This window comes from Streptomyces canarius, assembly GCF_014650735.1.
In the GTDB taxonomy this organism is placed as follows: Bacteria; Actinomycetota; Actinomycetes; order Streptomycetales; family Streptomycetaceae; genus Streptomyces; species Streptomyces olivaceoviridis.
The window spans coordinates 18,949-35,719 of sequence record NZ_BMVN01000007.1; the positions used below are offsets into that span (position 1 = coordinate 18,949).

At 73.7% G+C, this 16,771-nt stretch carries 17 protein-coding genes and 3 tRNA genes; 10 read left to right on the forward strand and 10 right to left on the reverse strand.

The window, feature by feature from the left end:
• Positions 1 to 2: 2 nt before the first annotated feature.
• Positions 3 to 674, forward strand: a complete 672-nt coding sequence (locus IE294_RS12380; RefSeq protein ID WP_189885283.1) for a class F sortase — start codon at positions 3 to 5, stop codon at positions 672 to 674.
• A gap of 455 nt (positions 675 to 1,129) precedes the next feature.
• Here the strand turns inward: IE294_RS12380 and IE294_RS12385 are convergent, their stop codons facing one another.
• A complete protein-coding gene (locus IE294_RS12385; RefSeq protein ID WP_189885285.1) occupies positions 1,130 to 1,819 on the reverse strand; it encodes a FadR/GntR family transcriptional regulator in 690 nt (229 codons plus the stop codon).
• 115 nt (positions 1,820 to 1,934) lie between these two features.
• Positions 1,935 to 2,008, reverse strand: a tRNA-Lys gene (locus tag IE294_RS12390).
• A 186-nt stretch (positions 2,009 to 2,194) separates the two neighbouring features.
• Here IE294_RS12390 and IE294_RS12395 point away from each other — a divergent pair.
• From IE294_RS12395 to IE294_RS12415, 5 genes are all read left to right on the forward strand, one after another.
• Complete coding sequence (locus IE294_RS12395; protein WP_189885287.1) at positions 2,195 to 3,481, forward strand: peptidoglycan-binding protein; 1,287 nt, start codon at positions 2,195 to 2,197, stop codon at positions 3,479 to 3,481.
• A 65-nt stretch (positions 3,482 to 3,546) separates the two neighbouring features.
• Positions 3,547 to 4,683, forward strand: coding sequence for an SPFH domain-containing protein (locus IE294_RS12400; RefSeq protein WP_189885289.1), 1,137 nt, complete (start codon positions 3,547 to 3,549; stop codon positions 4,681 to 4,683).
• Positions 4,684 to 4,831: 148 nt separating this feature from the next.
• Positions 4,832 to 5,437: a lytic polysaccharide monooxygenase auxiliary activity family 9 protein gene (locus IE294_RS12405; protein ID WP_058080669.1), complete on the forward strand. Its 606-nt coding sequence runs from the start codon at positions 4,832 to 4,834 to the stop codon at positions 5,435 to 5,437.
• 200 nt (positions 5,438 to 5,637) lie between these two features.
• Entirely contained in the window at positions 5,638 to 6,102 is a 465-nt protein-coding gene (locus IE294_RS12410) for a DUF3592 domain-containing protein (protein ID WP_189885292.1), read from the forward strand.
• A 40-nt stretch (positions 6,103 to 6,142) separates the two neighbouring features.
• Positions 6,143 to 7,807 carry an AMP-binding protein gene (locus IE294_RS12415; protein WP_189885294.1) on the forward strand — a complete coding sequence of 555 codons (1,665 nt, stop codon included), beginning with the start codon at positions 6,143 to 6,145 and terminating at the stop codon, positions 7,805 to 7,807.
• A 56-nt stretch (positions 7,808 to 7,863) separates the two neighbouring features.
• Here IE294_RS12415 and IE294_RS12420 read toward each other — a convergent pair.
• The 8 genes from IE294_RS12420 to IE294_RS12455 all read right to left on the reverse strand — a co-directional run bounded on the left by IE294_RS12420 (position 7,864) and on the right by IE294_RS12455 (position 14,503).
• Positions 7,864 to 7,937 (reverse strand) — tRNA-Lys (locus IE294_RS12420).
• Positions 7,938 to 8,045: 108 nt separating this feature from the next.
• Positions 8,046 to 8,798, reverse strand: coding sequence for an IclR family transcriptional regulator (locus tag IE294_RS12425; RefSeq protein WP_189885296.1), 753 nt, complete (start codon positions 8,796 to 8,798; stop codon positions 8,046 to 8,048).
• A 207-nt stretch (positions 8,799 to 9,005) separates the two neighbouring features.
• Positions 9,006 to 9,788 carry an ectoine/hydroxyectoine ABC transporter ATP-binding protein EhuA gene (gene ehuA / locus IE294_RS12430; RefSeq protein ID WP_189885298.1) on the reverse strand — a complete coding sequence of 261 codons (783 nt, stop codon included), beginning with the start codon at positions 9,786 to 9,788 and terminating at the stop codon, positions 9,006 to 9,008.
• Complete coding sequence (ehuD, locus tag IE294_RS12435; RefSeq protein WP_014672927.1) at positions 9,778 to 10,428, reverse strand: ectoine/hydroxyectoine ABC transporter permease subunit EhuD; 651 nt, start codon at positions 10,426 to 10,428, stop codon at positions 9,778 to 9,780. Before ehuD ends, ehuA begins: the two co-directional genes overlap by 11 nt.
• The gene (gene ehuC, locus IE294_RS12440; RefSeq protein ID WP_189813545.1) at positions 10,425 to 11,072 is read right to left on the reverse strand and encodes an ectoine/hydroxyectoine ABC transporter permease subunit EhuC; all 648 of its coding nucleotides are present in this window, start codon (positions 11,070 to 11,072) and stop codon (positions 10,425 to 10,427) included. The genes ehuD and ehuC overlap by 4 nt, the downstream gene beginning before the upstream one ends.
• Entirely contained in the window at positions 11,072 to 11,986 is a 915-nt protein-coding gene (gene ehuB / locus IE294_RS12445; RefSeq protein ID WP_189885300.1) for an ectoine/hydroxyectoine ABC transporter substrate-binding protein EhuB, read from the reverse strand. Before ehuB ends, ehuC begins: the two co-directional genes overlap by 1 nt.
• A gap of 128 nt (positions 11,987 to 12,114) precedes the next feature.
• Positions 12,115 to 13,521: an amidase gene (locus tag IE294_RS12450; RefSeq protein WP_189885302.1), complete on the reverse strand. Its 1,407-nt coding sequence runs from the start codon at positions 13,519 to 13,521 to the stop codon at positions 12,115 to 12,117.
• Positions 13,522 to 13,549: 28 nt separating this feature from the next.
• Positions 13,550 to 14,503, reverse strand: a complete 954-nt coding sequence (locus IE294_RS12455; RefSeq protein WP_189885304.1) for a D-2-hydroxyacid dehydrogenase — start codon at positions 14,501 to 14,503, stop codon at positions 13,550 to 13,552.
• 284 nt (positions 14,504 to 14,787) lie between these two features.
• On the opposite strand from IE294_RS12455, the gene IE294_RS12460 reads away from it, so the two are divergent.
• From IE294_RS12460 to IE294_RS12475, 4 genes are all read left to right on the forward strand, one after another.
• On the forward strand, positions 14,788 to 15,519 hold the full coding sequence (locus IE294_RS12460; protein WP_189885306.1) for a maleate cis-trans isomerase family protein: 732 nt from the start codon (positions 14,788 to 14,790) through the stop codon (positions 15,517 to 15,519).
• Positions 15,520 to 15,648: 129 nt separating this feature from the next.
• The gene (locus tag IE294_RS12465) at positions 15,649 to 16,017 is read left to right on the forward strand and encodes a DUF8844 domain-containing protein (RefSeq protein ID WP_014672922.1); all 369 of its coding nucleotides are present in this window, start codon (positions 15,649 to 15,651) and stop codon (positions 16,015 to 16,017) included.
• A gap of 110 nt (positions 16,018 to 16,127) precedes the next feature.
• Positions 16,128 to 16,697 (forward strand): bifunctional DNA primase/polymerase, encoded by a 570-nt coding sequence (locus IE294_RS12470; protein ID WP_189885308.1) that lies wholly within the window; start codon positions 16,128 to 16,130, stop codon positions 16,695 to 16,697.
• Positions 16,688 to 16,761, forward strand: a tRNA-Lys gene (locus tag IE294_RS12475). Before IE294_RS12470 ends, IE294_RS12475 begins: the two co-directional genes overlap by 10 nt.
• The last annotated feature ends 10 nt before the right edge of the window (positions 16,762 to 16,771 follow it).

Here is a 16,771-nt window from a genome sequence, read left to right on the forward strand (position 1 = left end):
CCATGCCCGACGACCACGGGCGCACCACCGGCACCGGGCGGCTCGTCACCGGCCTGGTCTGGGCGCTGCTGCTGTTCGGGCTGTGGCTGTGGGGGCGTGGCGTGACCGGTGTCCCGCGGGACGCGGACGGGCCCGCCGCGGGTGATGTCTTCGCCGTCGACCGTGCCGCCGACCCCGCCCGGCTGCCGCGCGCGGCGAAACCCCTGGCCGACGCGGTGCCCCAGCGCGTCGACATCCCCCGGCTGGGTGTCCAGGCCCCGGTGGTGGCCCGCGGCCTGGACGCGCGGGGCGCGATCGACCCGCCGCCCTACGACCAGCCGGGCGTGGTCGGCTGGTACGGCGCCGGCCCCAGGCCCGGTGCCGCCGGGGCGGCCCTGCTGGTCGGGCACGTCGACACCGAGACCCGGCCCGCCGTCTTCTACCGGCTCAGCGCCGTCCGGCCCGGCGAGCGGGTCCGGGTGTTCCGCGCGGACGGCAAGGTCGCCGAGTTCACCGTCGACGACGTCCGCGTGCTGCCCCGGGACGGCTTCGACGCCCGGCTGGCCTACGGCCCCCGCGAGCCGGGCCGCGCCGAACTCCGTCTGATCACCTGCGGAGGCTCCTTCGACCGCGTCAGCCGCAGCTACACGGCGAACGTCGTGGTCTCGGCGTATCTCACCGGGACGACCGGCTGAGCGTTCCGGCGGCGGTAACGGCCGGGCGCGGGCTCACCAGGGCGACCGGCTGAGCGGTCTCCGTCGGGGCGTGGGCTCGCCGGGACGGCGGGTTGAGCGTTCGGGTGGCGGTGACGGCCGGGTGCGGGCTCGCCGGGGCGACCGGCTGAGTGGTCAGCGCCGGGCGCGGGGTCACCGGGACGGCGGGTTGAGCGTTCGGGTGGCGGTCTCCGTTGGAGTGCGGGCTCGCCGGGAGGACCGGTTGAGCGGTGGTCTCTGTCGGGGTGCGGGCTCGCCGGAACGATCGGCTGAGCGTGGTCATGGCCGGGCGCGGGCTTGCCGGGACGGCGGTTGAGCGTCCGCGCGGGGGTCTCCGTCGGGGTGGGGGCTCGCCGGGACGGCCGGCTGAGCGTCCGGGCGGCGGTCACGGCCGGGCGCGGGCTCGCCGGGACAACCGGCGGAGCACCCGCACGGCGTCACCGTCGGGGCGCGGCCACCGGGGACAGTCGGCTGCGGATGTTGCCGAAGTGGTCCCGTATGGCCCGCTCCGCCCGCAGGGAGTCGCCGGAGCGCACCGCGTCCAGGATCTCCCGGTGCTGGCGGCAGGTGACCCGGGGGTCCTGCGGCACGTCCACCAGGTCCCGCTGCACCCGGTGGAAGGCGTCCCAGAACGCCTCCAGCACCTCGCCGAGCAGCACGTTGTCGAGTCCCCGGTAGAGGGTGGCGTGAAAGGCGCGGTCGGTCTCGCCGAGCCCGGTCCCCTCGGCGGCCTCCCGTTCCATGCGCTCCACCAGCGCGTCCAGCTCCACGAGGTCCGCCTCCGGCAGCCGCCCGGCCAGCCGGGAGACCAGCCCGGTCTCGACGGCCTCGCGCAGCTCCAGGAGCTGGAGCAGGGAGTCCTCGCCGCGGTAGTGGCCGGCGACGGTGCGGAAGGCCAGCCCCTCGATCATCGGCGCGAACGACATGGAGCCGACGTACGTCCCGAAGCCGTGCCGGATCTCCACGATGCCCATCGCCTGGAGCGCCTTCAGGGCCTCCCGCACGGAGTTCCGGCTCGCCCCGAGGAGCCGCATCAGCTCGGGCTCGGTGGGCAGCGGGGCCCCCGAGGGCAGCCGCTCGTCCACGATCAGCTTCTTGATCCGCTCCTGAAGGTCCCGGGCTGCCATGGCCAGAGGGTATCCGGCCATTCGGACGGAGGGGATACGGCGGGAGCACACGGCGAAGCCATGCGGTGAGGGCATGCGAAAGGCCCCCCGCTTCCGCGAGGGGCCTTCCGGTCGGTGCGCCGCCAGGGACTCGAACCCCGGACCCGCTGATTAAGAGTCAGCTGCTCTAACCAACTGAGCTAGCGGCGCCTGCTGACGGAGAAAACTCTACCCGACCTCCAGGGGTGCCTCCGACCACCGGGAGGTGGCGCGGCAGCCGCGCGGGGAGCCGCGTACATCATTCGGACCGTCAAAATGCGCGTTCCGTACCCAGTTGGGAAACTGATCAACGTGCACACTCGCGGACAAACCACGCCCGAATGTGAGGCAGATCGCATGACCGCTCCGCTGTTCGAGGACATCCCCCCCGCGAGCGACTGTGACTGTCCCGGCTGCGTCCACGGACGCCGGCCGACCTCCCGTTCCCTGCTCACCCGCGGCCGTCCGGTGGCCCGCGGGGTCGTCGTCGTGGCCGCCGCCTCCGCCGTGCTCGGCACGGTCGCGCCCGCCGCCGCCCTCACCCCCGGCCACTCCCCGCACCGCCAGGCCCTGCCCGGCGACGGCGCGACCGACACCCCGCAGGGCGCCAGGGCCCCCCTGCACGGCCGGGCGGGCAAGCCCGCGGAGCCGGACGGCGTCCCGACGCCCGCCACCACCCGGACCCAGATCATCAACCGGGCCAAGGTCTGGGTGGCCGCCAAGGTGCCGTACAGCATGTACGACTTCTGGTCCGACGGCTACCGGCAGGACTGCTCGGGCTATGTCTCCATGGCCTGGGGGCTGCCGGACAACGAGTGGACCGGCAGCCTCGGCGAGTTCGGCGTCAAGATCAAGAAGGCGGAGCTGCAACCCGGCGACATCCTGCTGTACCACAACCCCGACAACCCCGAGAAGGGCTCCCACGTCGTGATCTTCGGCGGCTGGACGGACCACACGCACACCTCTTACACGGTCTACGAGCAGACGCCCCCGCGCACCCGCAGCCAGACCACCCCCTACCCGTACTGGAGCAACGCCGACAAGTACGTCCCCTACCGCTACAAGGGGGTGACCAAGGCCGGGGCCGCCGCCGGGCCGGCGGCCGGAGGGAAGGCGGTGGTGGCCTACCCGGGCGCGGCCTACTTCGGCCCCGGCGCCGACAACAAGTACGTCACCCTGCTCGGCCAGATGCTGATCGCCCGGGGCGGAGCCTCCTCCTACGCCAAGGCGCCGGGGCCGGTCTGGGACGCGGCGGACCGGCGGGCCACCCAGGCGTTCCAGCGGGCCCAGGGCTGGACCGGCGCGGACGCCGACGGGATCCCCGGCCGGCGCACCTGGGAGCTGCTGAGCACGGGCCGGGGCAAGGACATCGCGTCCCCGGCCGCCGGACCCGCCTCGCACGGGGTCCCCGGCTACCCGGGCCGCGCCTACTTCCGGCCGGGCCAGAGCAACGACCACATCACCCGGCTCGGCGCCCAGCTGGTGAAGAAGGGGTTCGGCCGGTTCTACGCCCTCGGGCCGGGGCCGCACTGGGGCGAGGCGGACCGGCGCGCCGTCGAGGCGTTCCAGCGCGCCCAGGGCTGGCGGGGCGGTGCGGCGGACGGCTACCCGGGCCCGGAGACGTGGCGCCGCCTGTTCGCCTGACCGGCCCGGCACCCCACCCCCACCCCCCTGTTCATGACGCGTCTGGCGCGGAGGCTGGAGCACGCATGAGTACGACCGCATCCCACACGCCGCCCGAGTCCGAGGGGCAGTCGGAGGGCGCGACCGCCGGTCCCGGCACCCGGCCGGCCCGCCTGATCCAGAACGAGGCCACCACCGAGATCCCCGTCCACCTGCTCTTCCGGGACGATCCCGACCCGGTGAAGGTGCCGCTCCGGCCGGCCGTGGTGGCCCGCCGGCAGGGCACCGGTGAGCAGCCCCGCCTCGGGCGCCCGGCACCGGTGCGCGGACGGCCGCTGCCGGAGGTCGACCCGGAGCTGGCGGAACGCCCGGCCCGGGTGCTGCCCGGGGCGGCCGGGGTGTTCGCCGGGGTCTGCGGGGTCACCGGCTGCCTGGCCACCACCTGGTGGGCGGGGCTGCTCCCGCCGCTCGCCGCAAGGGGGCTGGGCCTGCCGCCGGACCCGGGCGGCGGGCTGGGCCCCGCGCAGTGGGCCGCGTACGCCGGGGCCGGGCTGCTCGGGGCGGTCGGCTTCGGCGGGCTGGCCCGGGGGCGGACCGGACGGGCCTGGGTGCTGGGGCTGTTCGGGCGGTACCGGGGGACGGTCCGGCGTACCGGGCTGCTGTGGGTGAACCCGCTGGTGCCGCGCCGCCGGGTGGATGTGCGGCTGCGGCACTGGCGCAGCGAGGCGATGCCGGCCGCGGACCCCGACGGGCTGGCGCTGCGGGTGGTGGTGCTGGTGGTGTGGCGGGTGCGGGACACCGCGCGGGCCCTGCTCGCCATCGACGACCACGAGACGTATCTGCGGGAGTGCGTGGAGTCCGCGCTGGCCCGGGTGCCGGTGGAGCCGGCGGGCGGGACGCGGGGCGGGGCGACGGCGGCCGGTGCCGCGCTGACCCGGCTGGTGGCGGCGGAGGCCGTGCCGGTCGGCGTGGAGGTGTTCTCGGTGCGGCCGGTCCGGGTGGAGTACGCCCCCGAGGTGGCCGGGGCGGTGCACCGGCGCCGGATCGCCGCGCTGGACGCCCGGCAGCGGGCCAGCATGCTCAGCTCGGTGGTGGACTCGGTGGAGGACACGGTGACCCGGCTGACCATGCGCGGTCTGGTCGAACTGGACGACTACGAGCGCAAGGTGCTGGTCCGTGACCTGACGGTGGCGTTCTGCTCGGGGCGTGGTGAGCCGGTGTAGGGCGGGCGCGGCGAGCCGGTGCGGAGCGGGCGCGCGACCGGTCTGCGATTGGTATGGACATGTTCAACTGGCGGCAATAATCTGAGGCTTGGTCTAGACCTGATCTGCACGGCTCACCGAACTCCCCACGTTCTCCAGGAGCGGCAGCATGCGCACCAAGACCAAGTTGTCCGCGGTCGTGCTGGGCGCGGTGACCGCCGGAGCGTTCGCGCTCTCCACCGGCGGCGCCAGCGGGCACGGCTACACCGACCTCCCCATCAGCAGGCAGAAGCTCTGCCAGAACGGCACCGTGGCGAACTGCGGCCAGATCCAGTGGGAGCCGCAGAGCGTCGAGGGCCCCAAGGGCTTCCCGGCCGGCGGCCCCGCCGACGGTCAGCTCTGCAACGCGGGCCTGAGCCAGTTCGCCCAGCTCAGCGCACCCAAGACGCCGTCCGGCGCGGCCTGGCCCACCACCAAGGTGACGGGCGGCCAGTCGTACACGTTCCGCTGGCAGTTCACCGCCATGCACGCCACGACGGACTTCAAGTACTACGTCACCAAGCCGGGCTGGAACCAGAACCACAACCTCTCCCGCTCGGACCTCAACCTCACCCCGTTCCTGACGGTGCCCTACAACGGCCAGCGCCCGCCGGCCACCCTCAGCCACAGCGGCACCCTGCCGACCGGCCTGAGCGGACACCACGTCATCCTCGCGGTGTGGACGATCGCCGACACGGGCAACGCGTTCTACGCCTGCTCCGACGTCACCTTCTGACCCCCACGGGGCAAGGCCCGCGTGCGCCGGCACCGGCGCACGCGGGTCCGGGGCCGTACACGGGCCCCCGTCGCGCACGAGTGGATCACATTGTCCCGATTCCGATACTGAGCTTCCCTTGAGGCGGTCCGCGCCTCGCGCCGGGTACGTTCCTCGCACGCCGGCCGAGTGGGGCGGCGTACCTGACCACGGGGGATCTCATGGAGCTCTTGTTCTACGCCGTGCCCAGCCTCATGATCGCGGGGTTCGCCTTCGCCGCGTACCTGCTCGTCCGCCGTGCCCGGCGGCTGAGCAGGACGTGGACGCACGGGCTGACCGCCGAGGCGCGCTGCCTGCGGATGTTCACCACGACCAGCGGGGGCGGCGGGGACACCTCCGTGCGCACGACCGTGCACCACGTCTACGAGTTCACCACCCGCGAGGGCCGCACCGTCCGCTTCGAGGAGGAGGACGGCCCCGCGACCGTCCTGGAGGGCGACTTCGTGACCGTGCGCTATCTCCCGGAGCTTCCCCAGCGGGCCACCGCGCTGCCGCCGACGCCCGGCAGGCTCGCCGTCGGCACCGGCTTCGGGCTGGTCCTCCTCGGCGTCGCCGGCTCCTTCTGCGTCGGCTTCATCCTCCTGGCCCACGTCGTCTTCGCCGAGTCGGACGGCCTGCTGCCGTAGCCCTCCACATCTGACGCCATGTCAGTTACCGTGCCGCGCCATGGAGTCCACGACGGTCGCCGCGCTGGTCGCGGCGCGCTGGGGTGATCACCGGCCGGGGCTGTGGTGCGAGGAGCGGATGCTGACCCATCACGAGGTGGCCGCCGGTGCCGCCGCCCGGGCCGCGCTGCTGACCGACCTGCTCCCGCCCGGTGCCGTACCGCACCTCGGGGTGCTGCTCGACAACACCGAGGAGTTCCCGCTCTGGCTCGGCGCCGCGGCCCTCGCGGCGGCGGCCGTCGCCGGGATCAACCCCACCCGGCGCGGCCCCGAGCTGGCCCGGGACATCCGGCACACCGAGTGCGCGCTGCTGGTCACCGAGCGGGCCCACCTGCCGCTGCTGGCCGGGCTCGACCTGCCCGGAGTACGGCTGCTCGTCACGGACACCCCGGAGTACGCCGCCCTCCTCGCGCCCTACGCCGGTGCCGTGCCCGACCCCTCCCGGGCGACCCCGGCCGACCGGCTCCTGCTGTACTTCACCTCCGGCTCCACCGGCGCCCCCAAGGCCGCGCTCTGCTCCCAGGGGCGGCTGGCGGCGGCCGGGCAGGCCCTGGTCCGCCAGTTCGACGTCCGCGCGGACGACGTGCACTACCTCTGCATGCCGATGTTCCACGGCAACGCGGTGATCGCGGACTGGGCGCCCGCGCTGGCCGCCGGCGCCGGGGTGGCGCTGCGCCGCCGCTTCTCCGCCTCCGGCTTCCTGCCCGACGTACGCCGCTACCGCGCGACCTACTTCACCTACGTCGGCCGGGCCGTCCAGTACCTCCTCGCCACCGAGCCGCGCTCCGACGACCGCGACCACACCCTGCGGATCGGCTTCGGCACGGAGGCGGGCGCGGTGGACGCGGCGGCCTTCGAGCGGCGCTTCGGGGTGCCGCTGGTGGAGGGGTACGGCTCCTCGGAGGGCGGGGCGGCGATCCGGTGGGCGCCCGGGACCCCGGCGGGCGCGGTCGGTCCGGCCGGGCCCGGCCTGGTGGTGCTGGACCCGGCCACCGGGCGGGAGTGCCCGCCCGCCGTCTTCGACGGTGCCGGGCGGCTGCTGAACGGGGAGGAGGCGATCGGCGAGCTGGTCAACCGCGGCCCGAACCCCTTCGAGGGCTACTGGCGCAACCCGGCCGCCGAGGCCGAGCGGCGCCGGGGAGGGGCGTACTGGACGGGCGACCTCTTCTACCGGGACGCCGCCGGCCATCTGTACTTCGCCGGCCGCACCGACGACCGGATCCGCGTCGACGGGGAGAACCTGGCCGCCGCGATGATCGAGAACATCGTGGCCCGGTACCCGGGCGCGGACGCCGTCGCCGTGTACGGCGTCCCGGACCCGGTCACCGGGGACCAGGTGATGGCGACCATCGCCGGGACCTTCGACCCCGCGGGGTTCGCCGCGTTCCTGCGGGCCCAGCCGGACCTCGGTACGAAGATGGCGCCCCGGTTCGTGCGGCTGGTGGAGCGGATGCCGGTGACGGCCACGAACAAGATCGAGCGGGCCCGGCTGCGCCGGGAGGGCTTCACGTGCCCCGACCCGGTGTGGTGGCGCCCGCCGGGCGAGGACTCGTACCGCCGACTGACCGGGGAGGACGCCGAGGGGCCCCTCGCTCTCGCGAAGGGCCCGGCTTCGGGGGGTGTGGGTGGCGGAGCCCCCACCACGCGCGGCGAAGCCGGGCAATGACAGAGATGGCGAGCCAGGTCCGCGCTGTCTGCGGACATGGCTCGCCATCGTCATCGTGCGCCGCCAGGGACTCGAACCCCGGACCCGCTGATTAAGAGTCAGCTGCTCTAACCAACTGAGCTAGCGGCGCATGACTCCCGCCCGCCTCGGGATTTTCATCCCCTCGGCTGGCGACAGAGAAAATACTACCTGGTCCCGGGGGTGCTCGTGACCACCCGGAGACCGCCCCGCTCGCCCTCTAGATCGTCAGCGACAGGACCACCGGAGCCGCGCTCCGGTTCAGCGTCTCCGCCGCCCGCTTCAGCCGGTGCGCGTGCTCCAGCGGGAGCGAGACGGCCAGGCAGCCGACCGTGGAGCCCGCGGTAAGCGGTACGGCCGCGCAGACCGTGCCGACCGCGTACTCCTGGAGATCGAGCACCGGCACCGTCGGCGGCTGCGACTCCAGCCGGGACAGCAGCAGCTTGTCGCTCGTGATGGTGCGCGAGGTGAGGCGGGCCATCTTGTGCCGGGAGAGGTGATCGCGGCGGGCGTTGTGGTCCAGCTGGGTCAGCAGACTCTTGCCCACGGCGGTGGCGTGGGCCGAGTAGCGGAAGTCCACCCACTCGTTGACCGCCGGGGCGGCCGGTCCGGCGGCGTACTGGGTGACCCGGACCTCGCCGTCCAGGTACCGGCTGAGGTAGACGGCCGCGCCGACCGAGTCGCGCAGCCGGTCCAGGGTGAGCTGGAGCTTCTCGCGCAGGGCCCGCTCCCGGTCGTGCGCCGAGGTGATCCGGCGCAGGGTGTCACCGGTGACGTACGCCCCGTCGGCGATCTGCTCGACGTAGCCCTCGCGGCGCAGCATGCGCAGCAGGGCGGTGAGCCGCTCGGTGCCGAGGCCGGTGCGGCGGGCCAGCTCGGTGTCGGTGGCGCCGGCGGGGTGCCGGGCCACGGTCTCCAGCACGCGCAGCGCGTCCTGGGCGGAGTGGTACGGGGCGGTCGGCTCGATCCTCATGTCGTTCCCCCTCGGCCACGACCCGGGTCGGCGGATCGTGTCCACGATAGCCGTCAAAGCGGCACGGGGGAGAGGGGGTTGCGGGATTGCGCCCCGGGCGTCCGTGCCGCCAACCGGGACGACAACCCGCTGGCATATGCCATGGTCATTCCCCAACCAGCGGACCTCGGCTCTTCCCCCGCGCCCCCGCGCGCACAGGGTCGCGTTTCACAACACCGCGCTGACGAATTCCCGGGTGCGCTCCCGCTCCGGGTCGCCGAAGATCTTCTCCGGCGGCCCCGCCTCGATGACCCGGCCCGCGTCGAACATCAGGACCTGATCGGAGATGTCCCGGGCGAAACCCATCTCGTGCGTCACGCACAGCATCGTGATGTCCGTGCTGCGCGCGATGTCCCGGAGCAGGTCGAGCACACCCGCGACCAGCTCCGGGTCGAGCGCGGAGGTCACCTCGTCCAGCAGCAGCACTTGGGGCCGCATCGCCAGCGCCCGGGCGATCGCCACCCGCTGCTGCTGACCGCCCGACAGCCGGGTCGGCTTCGCGTCGCACTTGTCGGCCAGGCCCACCAGGTCCAGCAGCTCCCGGGCCCGCGCCTCGGCCTCGTCCTTGGACAGGCCGAGCACCCGGACCGGCGCCTCGGTGAGGTTTCGCAGCACCGACATGTTCGGGAACAGGTTGAACTGCTGGAACACCATCCCGATCTTCTTGCGGACCTCCCGGACCTGCTTCTCCGGCGCCGGGAACAGCCGCTGCCCGTCCACGGTGATCGTGCCCTCGTCCGGCTGGGCGAGGGTCATCAGCAGTCTGAGGATCGTGGTCTTGCCGGAGCCGGACGGGCCGATCAGGGTGACGTGCCGGCCCGCGTCCACGGACAGGTCCAGGCCGTCGAGGACGGTGTTGTCCCCGAACCGCTTGGTCACGCCCTCCAGGCGGATCAGCTCGGTCGGCAGGGTGCCGGTCACGGCCGGCTGCTTGCGGGTCTCAACGGACAAGGCGTCGCTCCAGGGTGCGCAGACAAAGGGAGGCCAGGTAGGAGACGACGATGAAGGCGATCCCGATCACCGTCAGGGGCTCGGTGAACTGGAAGTGCTGCTGGGAGACGAGCCGCGCCCGGCCCAGCATCTCCAGCACGCCGATGGTCATCAGCATCGGCGTGTCCTTCAGCATCGCGATGACGTAGTTGCCGAGCGGCGGCACCACCCGGCGGACGGCCTGCGGCAGGATCACCGCCGCCCAGGTGCGCCGCACCGGCAGGCTGAGCGCCGTCGCGGCCTCCCACTGGCCCGCCGGCACCGCCTCGATGCCGGCCCGGTAGACCTGCATCGTGTACGTCGAGTAGTGCAGCCCGAGCCCGAGGACCCCGGTGGTCAGCGGGGACAGGGTCACGCCCGTCTCGGGCAGCACGTAGAACAGGAAGAACAGCTGCACCAGCAGCGGGGTGTCCCGCACGAACTCCGTGAAGACCCCCACCGGCCAGCGCACCCACCGGGTCGGCGTCCGCAGCAGCAGCGTCCACACCAGGCCCAGCGCGAACGAGATCAGCGACCCCAGGGCCAGCGCCTCCAGGGTGACGACCAGGCCCTTCCAGAAGTACGGCAGGAAGTCGGCGACCGCTCCCCAGTCCCAGGTCATCGGGCCACCTCCGCCTTCAGCCGGCGCTCAAGACCCCGCATCCCGCGGGTGAGCAGGAACGCGATCACGAAGTAGATCAGCAGCAGGTACGCGTAGATCTGGCCGCTCTGCTGGAGGGCGAGGCGGACCAGGTTGCCGCTGAAGGCCAGGTCGCCCATGCCCGTGATGGACACCAGCGCGGTGCCCTTGAGCAGCTCGACCAGCAGGTTGGAGAAGGACGGGATCATCTCCGGCACCGCCTGCGGCAGCAGGATCAGCCGCAGCCGCTGCCAGGGCGAGAAGCCGAGCGCGATCCCGCCCTCCCGCTGGGCCGGGTCCACCGCCACCAGGGCGCCGCGCACGATCTCCGCGCCGTACGCGCCGTAGGTCAGGCCCAGCGCGAGCGTGCCGGCCCACATCGGCACCAGCTGCCAGCCGAACGCGACCGGCAGCACGAAGAACACCCAGAAGATCATCACCAGCGCCGACGTGCCGCGGAACACCTCGGTGTAGAGCGCCGCGACGAAGCGGACGAGCCGCGACCGGTGGGTGCGGGCGGCACCGGCGACGAACGCCACCGCGGCGGCGAGCAGCCCGCTGTACACCAGCAACTGCACCGTGGTGCCGGTGCCCCGGAGGACGAGTTCCCAGAGTCCCGCAGTCATCAGCCGCACAACTCCTTCGCGGTCAGGGTCGTCATCTCGGCCTTGGTGAAGCCGAAGGGCCGCACGATCCGGTACAGCTCACCGCTGCGGCGCAGCGTGAGCAGCTCGGCGTTGAAGGCGTCGCGCAGCCGGGTCTCCGTCGGCCGGAACGCGAACGCGCCGCCGTCCACCTTCGGTTTTCCGTCGACGAGCGCGACGAACGGCTCGGTCGACTCGGCCTTGGCGGAGCCCCGGGCGACGAGCCGGGCGGTGACGGCCGTGGCCGCGAACAGGTCGACCCGCCCCGACTCCACCGCGTTCAGCCCGGCGACCTGGTCCGGGACGATGACGAGGTCGTTCTCCTTGTAGCCCGCCTCCACCGCGTGCTGGATCTGCGCGTACCCGGTGCCGGTGGCCGCCTTGGCGTGCCTCCGCAGCGCGTCGGCGTAGGTGCGCAGGCCCAGCGGGTTGCCCTTGCGGACGATGAAGGCGTCCGGCATCCGGTAGTCGGGGTCCGCGAAGATCACCTGCTCGCAGCGGTCCGGGGTGACGTACATGCCCGCGGCCACCACGTCGAACTGCTGCGACTTCAGTCCGGGGATCAGCGAGCCGAACTCCGTCGGCACCGGCTGCACCCGGTCCACGCCGAGCCGCTTGAAGACGGCCTTCGCCAGCTCCGGTGCCTCCCCGGTCAGCTCGCCGTTCTTGTCGATGTACCCGAACGGGACCTCACCGGCGATCCCGAGCCGGACGACACCCTGCGCGCGCAGCCGCTCCAGCAGATCGCCGCCGTTCTTCCCGGACGCCGACGCCACGCGGGTGCAGCCCGCCGCGCCCAGCGCGCCCAGCGCGGCGAGACCCGCGAGCACCGAGCGCCGGGTGTGTCCGTGTTCCGGCCGGATGGTGTGTACGTCGTTGCCAAGTGGTGGAGCCATGGCGGCGCGGCTACCCAACCGAAATCGGGCTATGCACCCCGGTTTTCATGGCCTGCGCCGACGCGGGATCTGCGTTCTCTTCCTGCCCTTCACCTCCACGGAACCCCCACCGGGTCCTGGCACTGTGCTCAGTTTCCGGCCGGTGTGACCTTCCCGGGCAGGGGCAGGCCGGCCTCGTACAACGCGTGCGCGGCCCGCAGCACCAGGTCGTCCCGGTGCCGGGCGGCGACGAGTTGCATGCCCACCGGCAGCCCCTCCCCGTCCACCCCCACCGGCACGGTCGCCGCCGGCTGCTGGGTCAGGTTGAACGGGTAGGTGAACGGGGTCCAGCCCGTCCAGCGCCGGAACACCGAACCCCTCGGCACTTCCCGCCCCGCCTCGAACGCCGTCAGCGGCAGCGTCGGCGTCACCAGCAGGTCGTAGCGCTCGTGGAAGCGGCCCATCCGCCGGCCGAGGGCCATCCGGACGTCCACCGCGGCCAGGTACTCCAGCGCGCTCGTCCGGGCGCCCTGCGCGCAGATCTCCCGCAGACCCGGGTCCAGCGACTGCCGGCGGCGCGGGGAGAAGTCCTGGGTCAGCCGGGCCGCGCCGCTGAACCACAGGGTGTGGAAGGCGTCCACCGGGTCGCTGAAGTCCGGGTCGGCCTCCTCCACGTACGCCCCCAGGTCCGCGAGCGCGGCCACCGCCCGCCGTACCGCCGTGGCGACCGCCGGCCGGACCGGCACCTGCCCGCCCAGCGACGGCGAGTACGCCACCCGCAGCCCCCGCACACCGCCTCCCAGCGCCTGGGTGAACGAGCCCGGCGCGGGCGGCAGCGCCGACCAGTCGCGCGGGTCGGGCGTGCCGATCACGTCGAGCAGCAGGGCCGCGTCGGCCGCGTCCCGGGTCATCGGCCCGGTGTGCGACAGCGTGCCGAACGCGCTCGCCGGATACAGCGGCACCCTGCCGTACGTCGGCTTCAGCCCGAAGATCCCGCAGAACGCGGCCGGGATACGGATGCTTCCGCCGCCGTCCGTGCCCAGCGACAGCGGGCCCGCGCCGATCGCGACGGCCGCCGCGCTGCCGCCGCTGGAACCGCCCGCGGTGCGCGCGGGGTCGTACGGATTGCGGGTGATCCCGGTCAGCGGGGAGTCGGTGACGCCCTTCCAGCCGTACTCGGGCGTGGTTGTCTTGCCGAGGAACACCGCGCCGTGCTCGCGCAGCCGGGCCACCGGCGGCGCGTCCTCCTCCCAACTCCCCTGCTCGCACACGGTCCTGGAGCCGCGCAGCGTGGGGTGGCCGCGCAGCAGCAGGATGTCCTTCACCGTCACCGGCACCCCGTCGACCAGCCCGGCCGGCTCCCCGCGCCGCCAGCGCGCCTCCGACTCCCGGGCCCGGGCGAGCGCGTCCTCCTCGGTGAGCCGCACGAACGCGTTCACCTCCGGCCCGCTGAGCCGCGCCCGCTCAAGCGCCTCCCCGGTCACCTCCACCGGGCTGAACTCGCCCTTGCGGTACCCGTCGAGGAGCCGGACGGCGGTCAGGTCGGTGAGCTGCATGCACCCTCCAGGGGTCGGTGACAGATCATCAGTGGCCGGGCACGTAACCACGCGTCTTGTCGACCACGTTCGGCAGCGGTCTGCCCGCCGCCCACCGCTCGTACAACTCCACGAACTGCGCCCCCAGTTCGTCCCGCCAGCCGACCGTGTCGCCGCTCATGTGCGGGGACACGATCAGCCCCGGCAGCTCCCACAGCGGGCTGTCCCCGGGCAGCGGTTCCGCGGCGAACACGTCCAGGGCCGCGCCCGCGATCCAGCGCCGGGCCAGCGCCCGGACGAGGGCCTCCTCGTCGACCAGGGCGCCCCGGCCGACGTTCACGAAGAACGCCGAGGGCTGCATCACACCGAACCGGTGCGCGTCGAACATGCGGTACGTCTGCTCGGTCAGCGGAGCCGCCGCGATCACCCAGTCCGCGCGGGAGATCAGCCGGTCCAGGTCGTCCGGGCCGTGCACGCCGGTCCGCGCCACCCGCCCGACCAGCGCCGTCGTCACCCCCAGGGCCTTCAGCGTCCGCACGATCGCCCGGCCGATCGGACCCGAGCCGACCACGCACGCGCGCGTGCCCGCCACCCGCCGGGTCTCCCGGTGCCGCCAGACCCGCTCCCGCTGGTGCTCCAGGGTGCGCGGCAGGTCCTTGGCGGCGGCCAGCACCAGGGCCGCCACGTACTCGGCGATCGGCTGCTCGAAGATCCCGCGCGCGTTCGTCACCACCGTGTCCGACGCGGCCAGCTCCGGGCACATCAGATGGTCCACGCCCGCGCTCGCGGTGTGCACCCAGCGCGGCCGGGGCCCCTCGCCGGGCCACGCCCGCCGTACCGCGTGCGAGGTGAAGTCCCACACCAGCAGCACATCCGCGCCGGGCAGCCGCTCGGCCAGGTGCGCGGCGTCCGTGCGCACGATCCGGGCGCGGCCGGTGAGGCGGCCGAGCCGGGGCGGCGGATCGGCGTCGAGGACCACGACGGTGGGGACGGTCGGCGTCATGCGGGGCGGCTCCCGGCGTCTGACATGCGCGGATCGTGCGGTGACTGTGCCCGGACCGACCACGCTCGCACCCGGACCCCCCTTCGTCAACACGGGCGCGGCCACGGTCCGTTGCCCCTTGGTCTCCCGGTGTGAGACCGGTGCGGATGCCGGTGATCGCGGCCGGCCGGGTCACGAGGTGGGCTGCGCTGCGCCGATTGGGTACCCGGGACGTGGGGCCGTGCCGGGCGCTGCCCGCGCGGGGCCCGTACTGCCCGAAGAGACGAGACGCAGGAAGGCTGGACATGACCGCACTCGGATTCCTCTACCCGGGCCACTCCGCCGAGGACGACTATCCACGCATCGAGCAGCTCCTGGGCAGCGACATCCGGGTGGACCTGGTCCACACCGACATCGGCGAGGACGCGCACCGGGTGGACGCGCTGCGCGAGATGGGCTCCGCCGACCGGCTCGCCCAGGGCATGGAGGGGCTCCGGCTGGCCGGCGCCGAGACGGTGGTGTGGGCGTGCACCAGCGGCAGCTTCGTGCACGGCTGGGAGGGCGCCCAGGAGCAGGTGCGCAGCCTGGCCCGGGTGGCCGGGATGCCGGCCTCGTCGACGTCGTTCGCCTTCGTGCACGCGGCCCGGGAGATCGGCGTACGACGGGTCGCCGTCGGCGCGACCTACCCCGAGGACGTCACGGCGCTGTTCGCGGAGTTCCTGCGGGCCGGCGGCCTGGAGGTGACCGGCGCGCGGTCCTCGGGGATCGTCACGGCGGCGGAGGTCGGCACCTGGGGGGAGGAGGACGTGCTGACGCTGGCACGCGCGGCGGACGCCGCCGACGCGGAGGCCGTCCTGCTGCCGGACACGGCCCTGCACACGGCCGCGCACCTCTCCCTGCTGGAGAAGGCCCTGTCCAAGCCGGTGCTCACCGCCAACCAGGTCACGGTCTGGGAGGGCCTGAGGCTCGCGGACCGCCGGGTGAACGCGCCGACCCTGGGGACCTTGTTCACCCGGCAGCCGTTGGTGCAGGTGTAGCCCCCGGCTCCTCCCTCGGACCCGGCCCGCCCGGACGGCCGCGGGGGCCTCTTGCGCCGGCGCGGGACAATGGACGGTGGCCCACCTGAAGGCGGCGCCCACCGAACCGTACGAGGAGGAGATCAAGACATGGCGGAGCCCACGCCGCGTCGTAACGAACCGCGGCTACGCCCCGCGCCCCTGCTCTTCGAGCCCGCGGAGGCGGTCGCCGACCCCGAGCACTTCTTCGCCCTGGAGTCGATCGACGACCCGCGGGCGCTGCTGGCCCGGGCGACGGAGCTGACCCAGGCGTTCCGCGCGGCGGCCGACCGGGCCGTGGAGTTCCAGGCCATCGCCGCCGCCCAGCTCGCCGACCCGCGCCGGTTCGACCGGCTGACCCCGGCGGACATCGCCGAGCGGGCGGAGTGGACGGAGGACTACGCGAAGAAGATGGTCGAGTTCGGGCGGGACCTGATGCGCGGAGAGGGCGAGGGGCGGACCACCGCCGACCCCCTGTAGCACCCGCCCGGCATATGCCAGGCGGGCACGATACTCCTCCCCGACCGCCGCTGTCCCGGCTTTCGGCAACCCAGGAGAACGGCCCGCTCACGCGCTGTACACCTGGTGCCATGACCAGCGCCCCGAACGTCACCCGTGTCAGCGCCGACGGCGTCGCCTGGCTCGCCTCGGCGGGACCGTATCCCCGAAGCACCCTGGCGTTGTGGGAGGAGCGCCCGGACGCCCCGGTCGTCCTGCCCTGCGGCACCGTCTTCGACGTGGTGAGCGCCCCTGCGGTCTTCGGCCGCCGCATGCTGGACCGGCTCTGGGACGAGGGCGCGGGCTCAGGGCCGGTCGCGGTGTTCCGGGGGCGGACGCTGCTGTTCGCCGCCCCGGGCACGGCCCAGCGGCTGCCCTCGCTGCTGGACTGGGAGGAGTGGGGGTCCCAGCGGGCCCGAGCGGTACCGCCGCTGCTGTGCCACAGCACCGGCGACGCGGTCACCGTACCGCCCCTGACCTGCGGCGACGCGAGCGGCTCCGCCCGCTGGCTGGTCGCCCCGGACACCCGTCACCCCTGGCTGCCGGGCCCCGAGGTGCTGCTCTGGGCGGCGGTGCGGGCGGCCCGGCCGGCCGTGCGGATATCGATTTTTCCTCCCGCCGACCAGGGTGCTAAGGTCTACGACGTCAGCAGGCGCCGCTAGCTCAGTTGGTTAGAGCAGCTGACTCTTAATCAGCGGGTCCGGGGTTCGAGTCCCTGGCGGCGCACGCGAAGGAA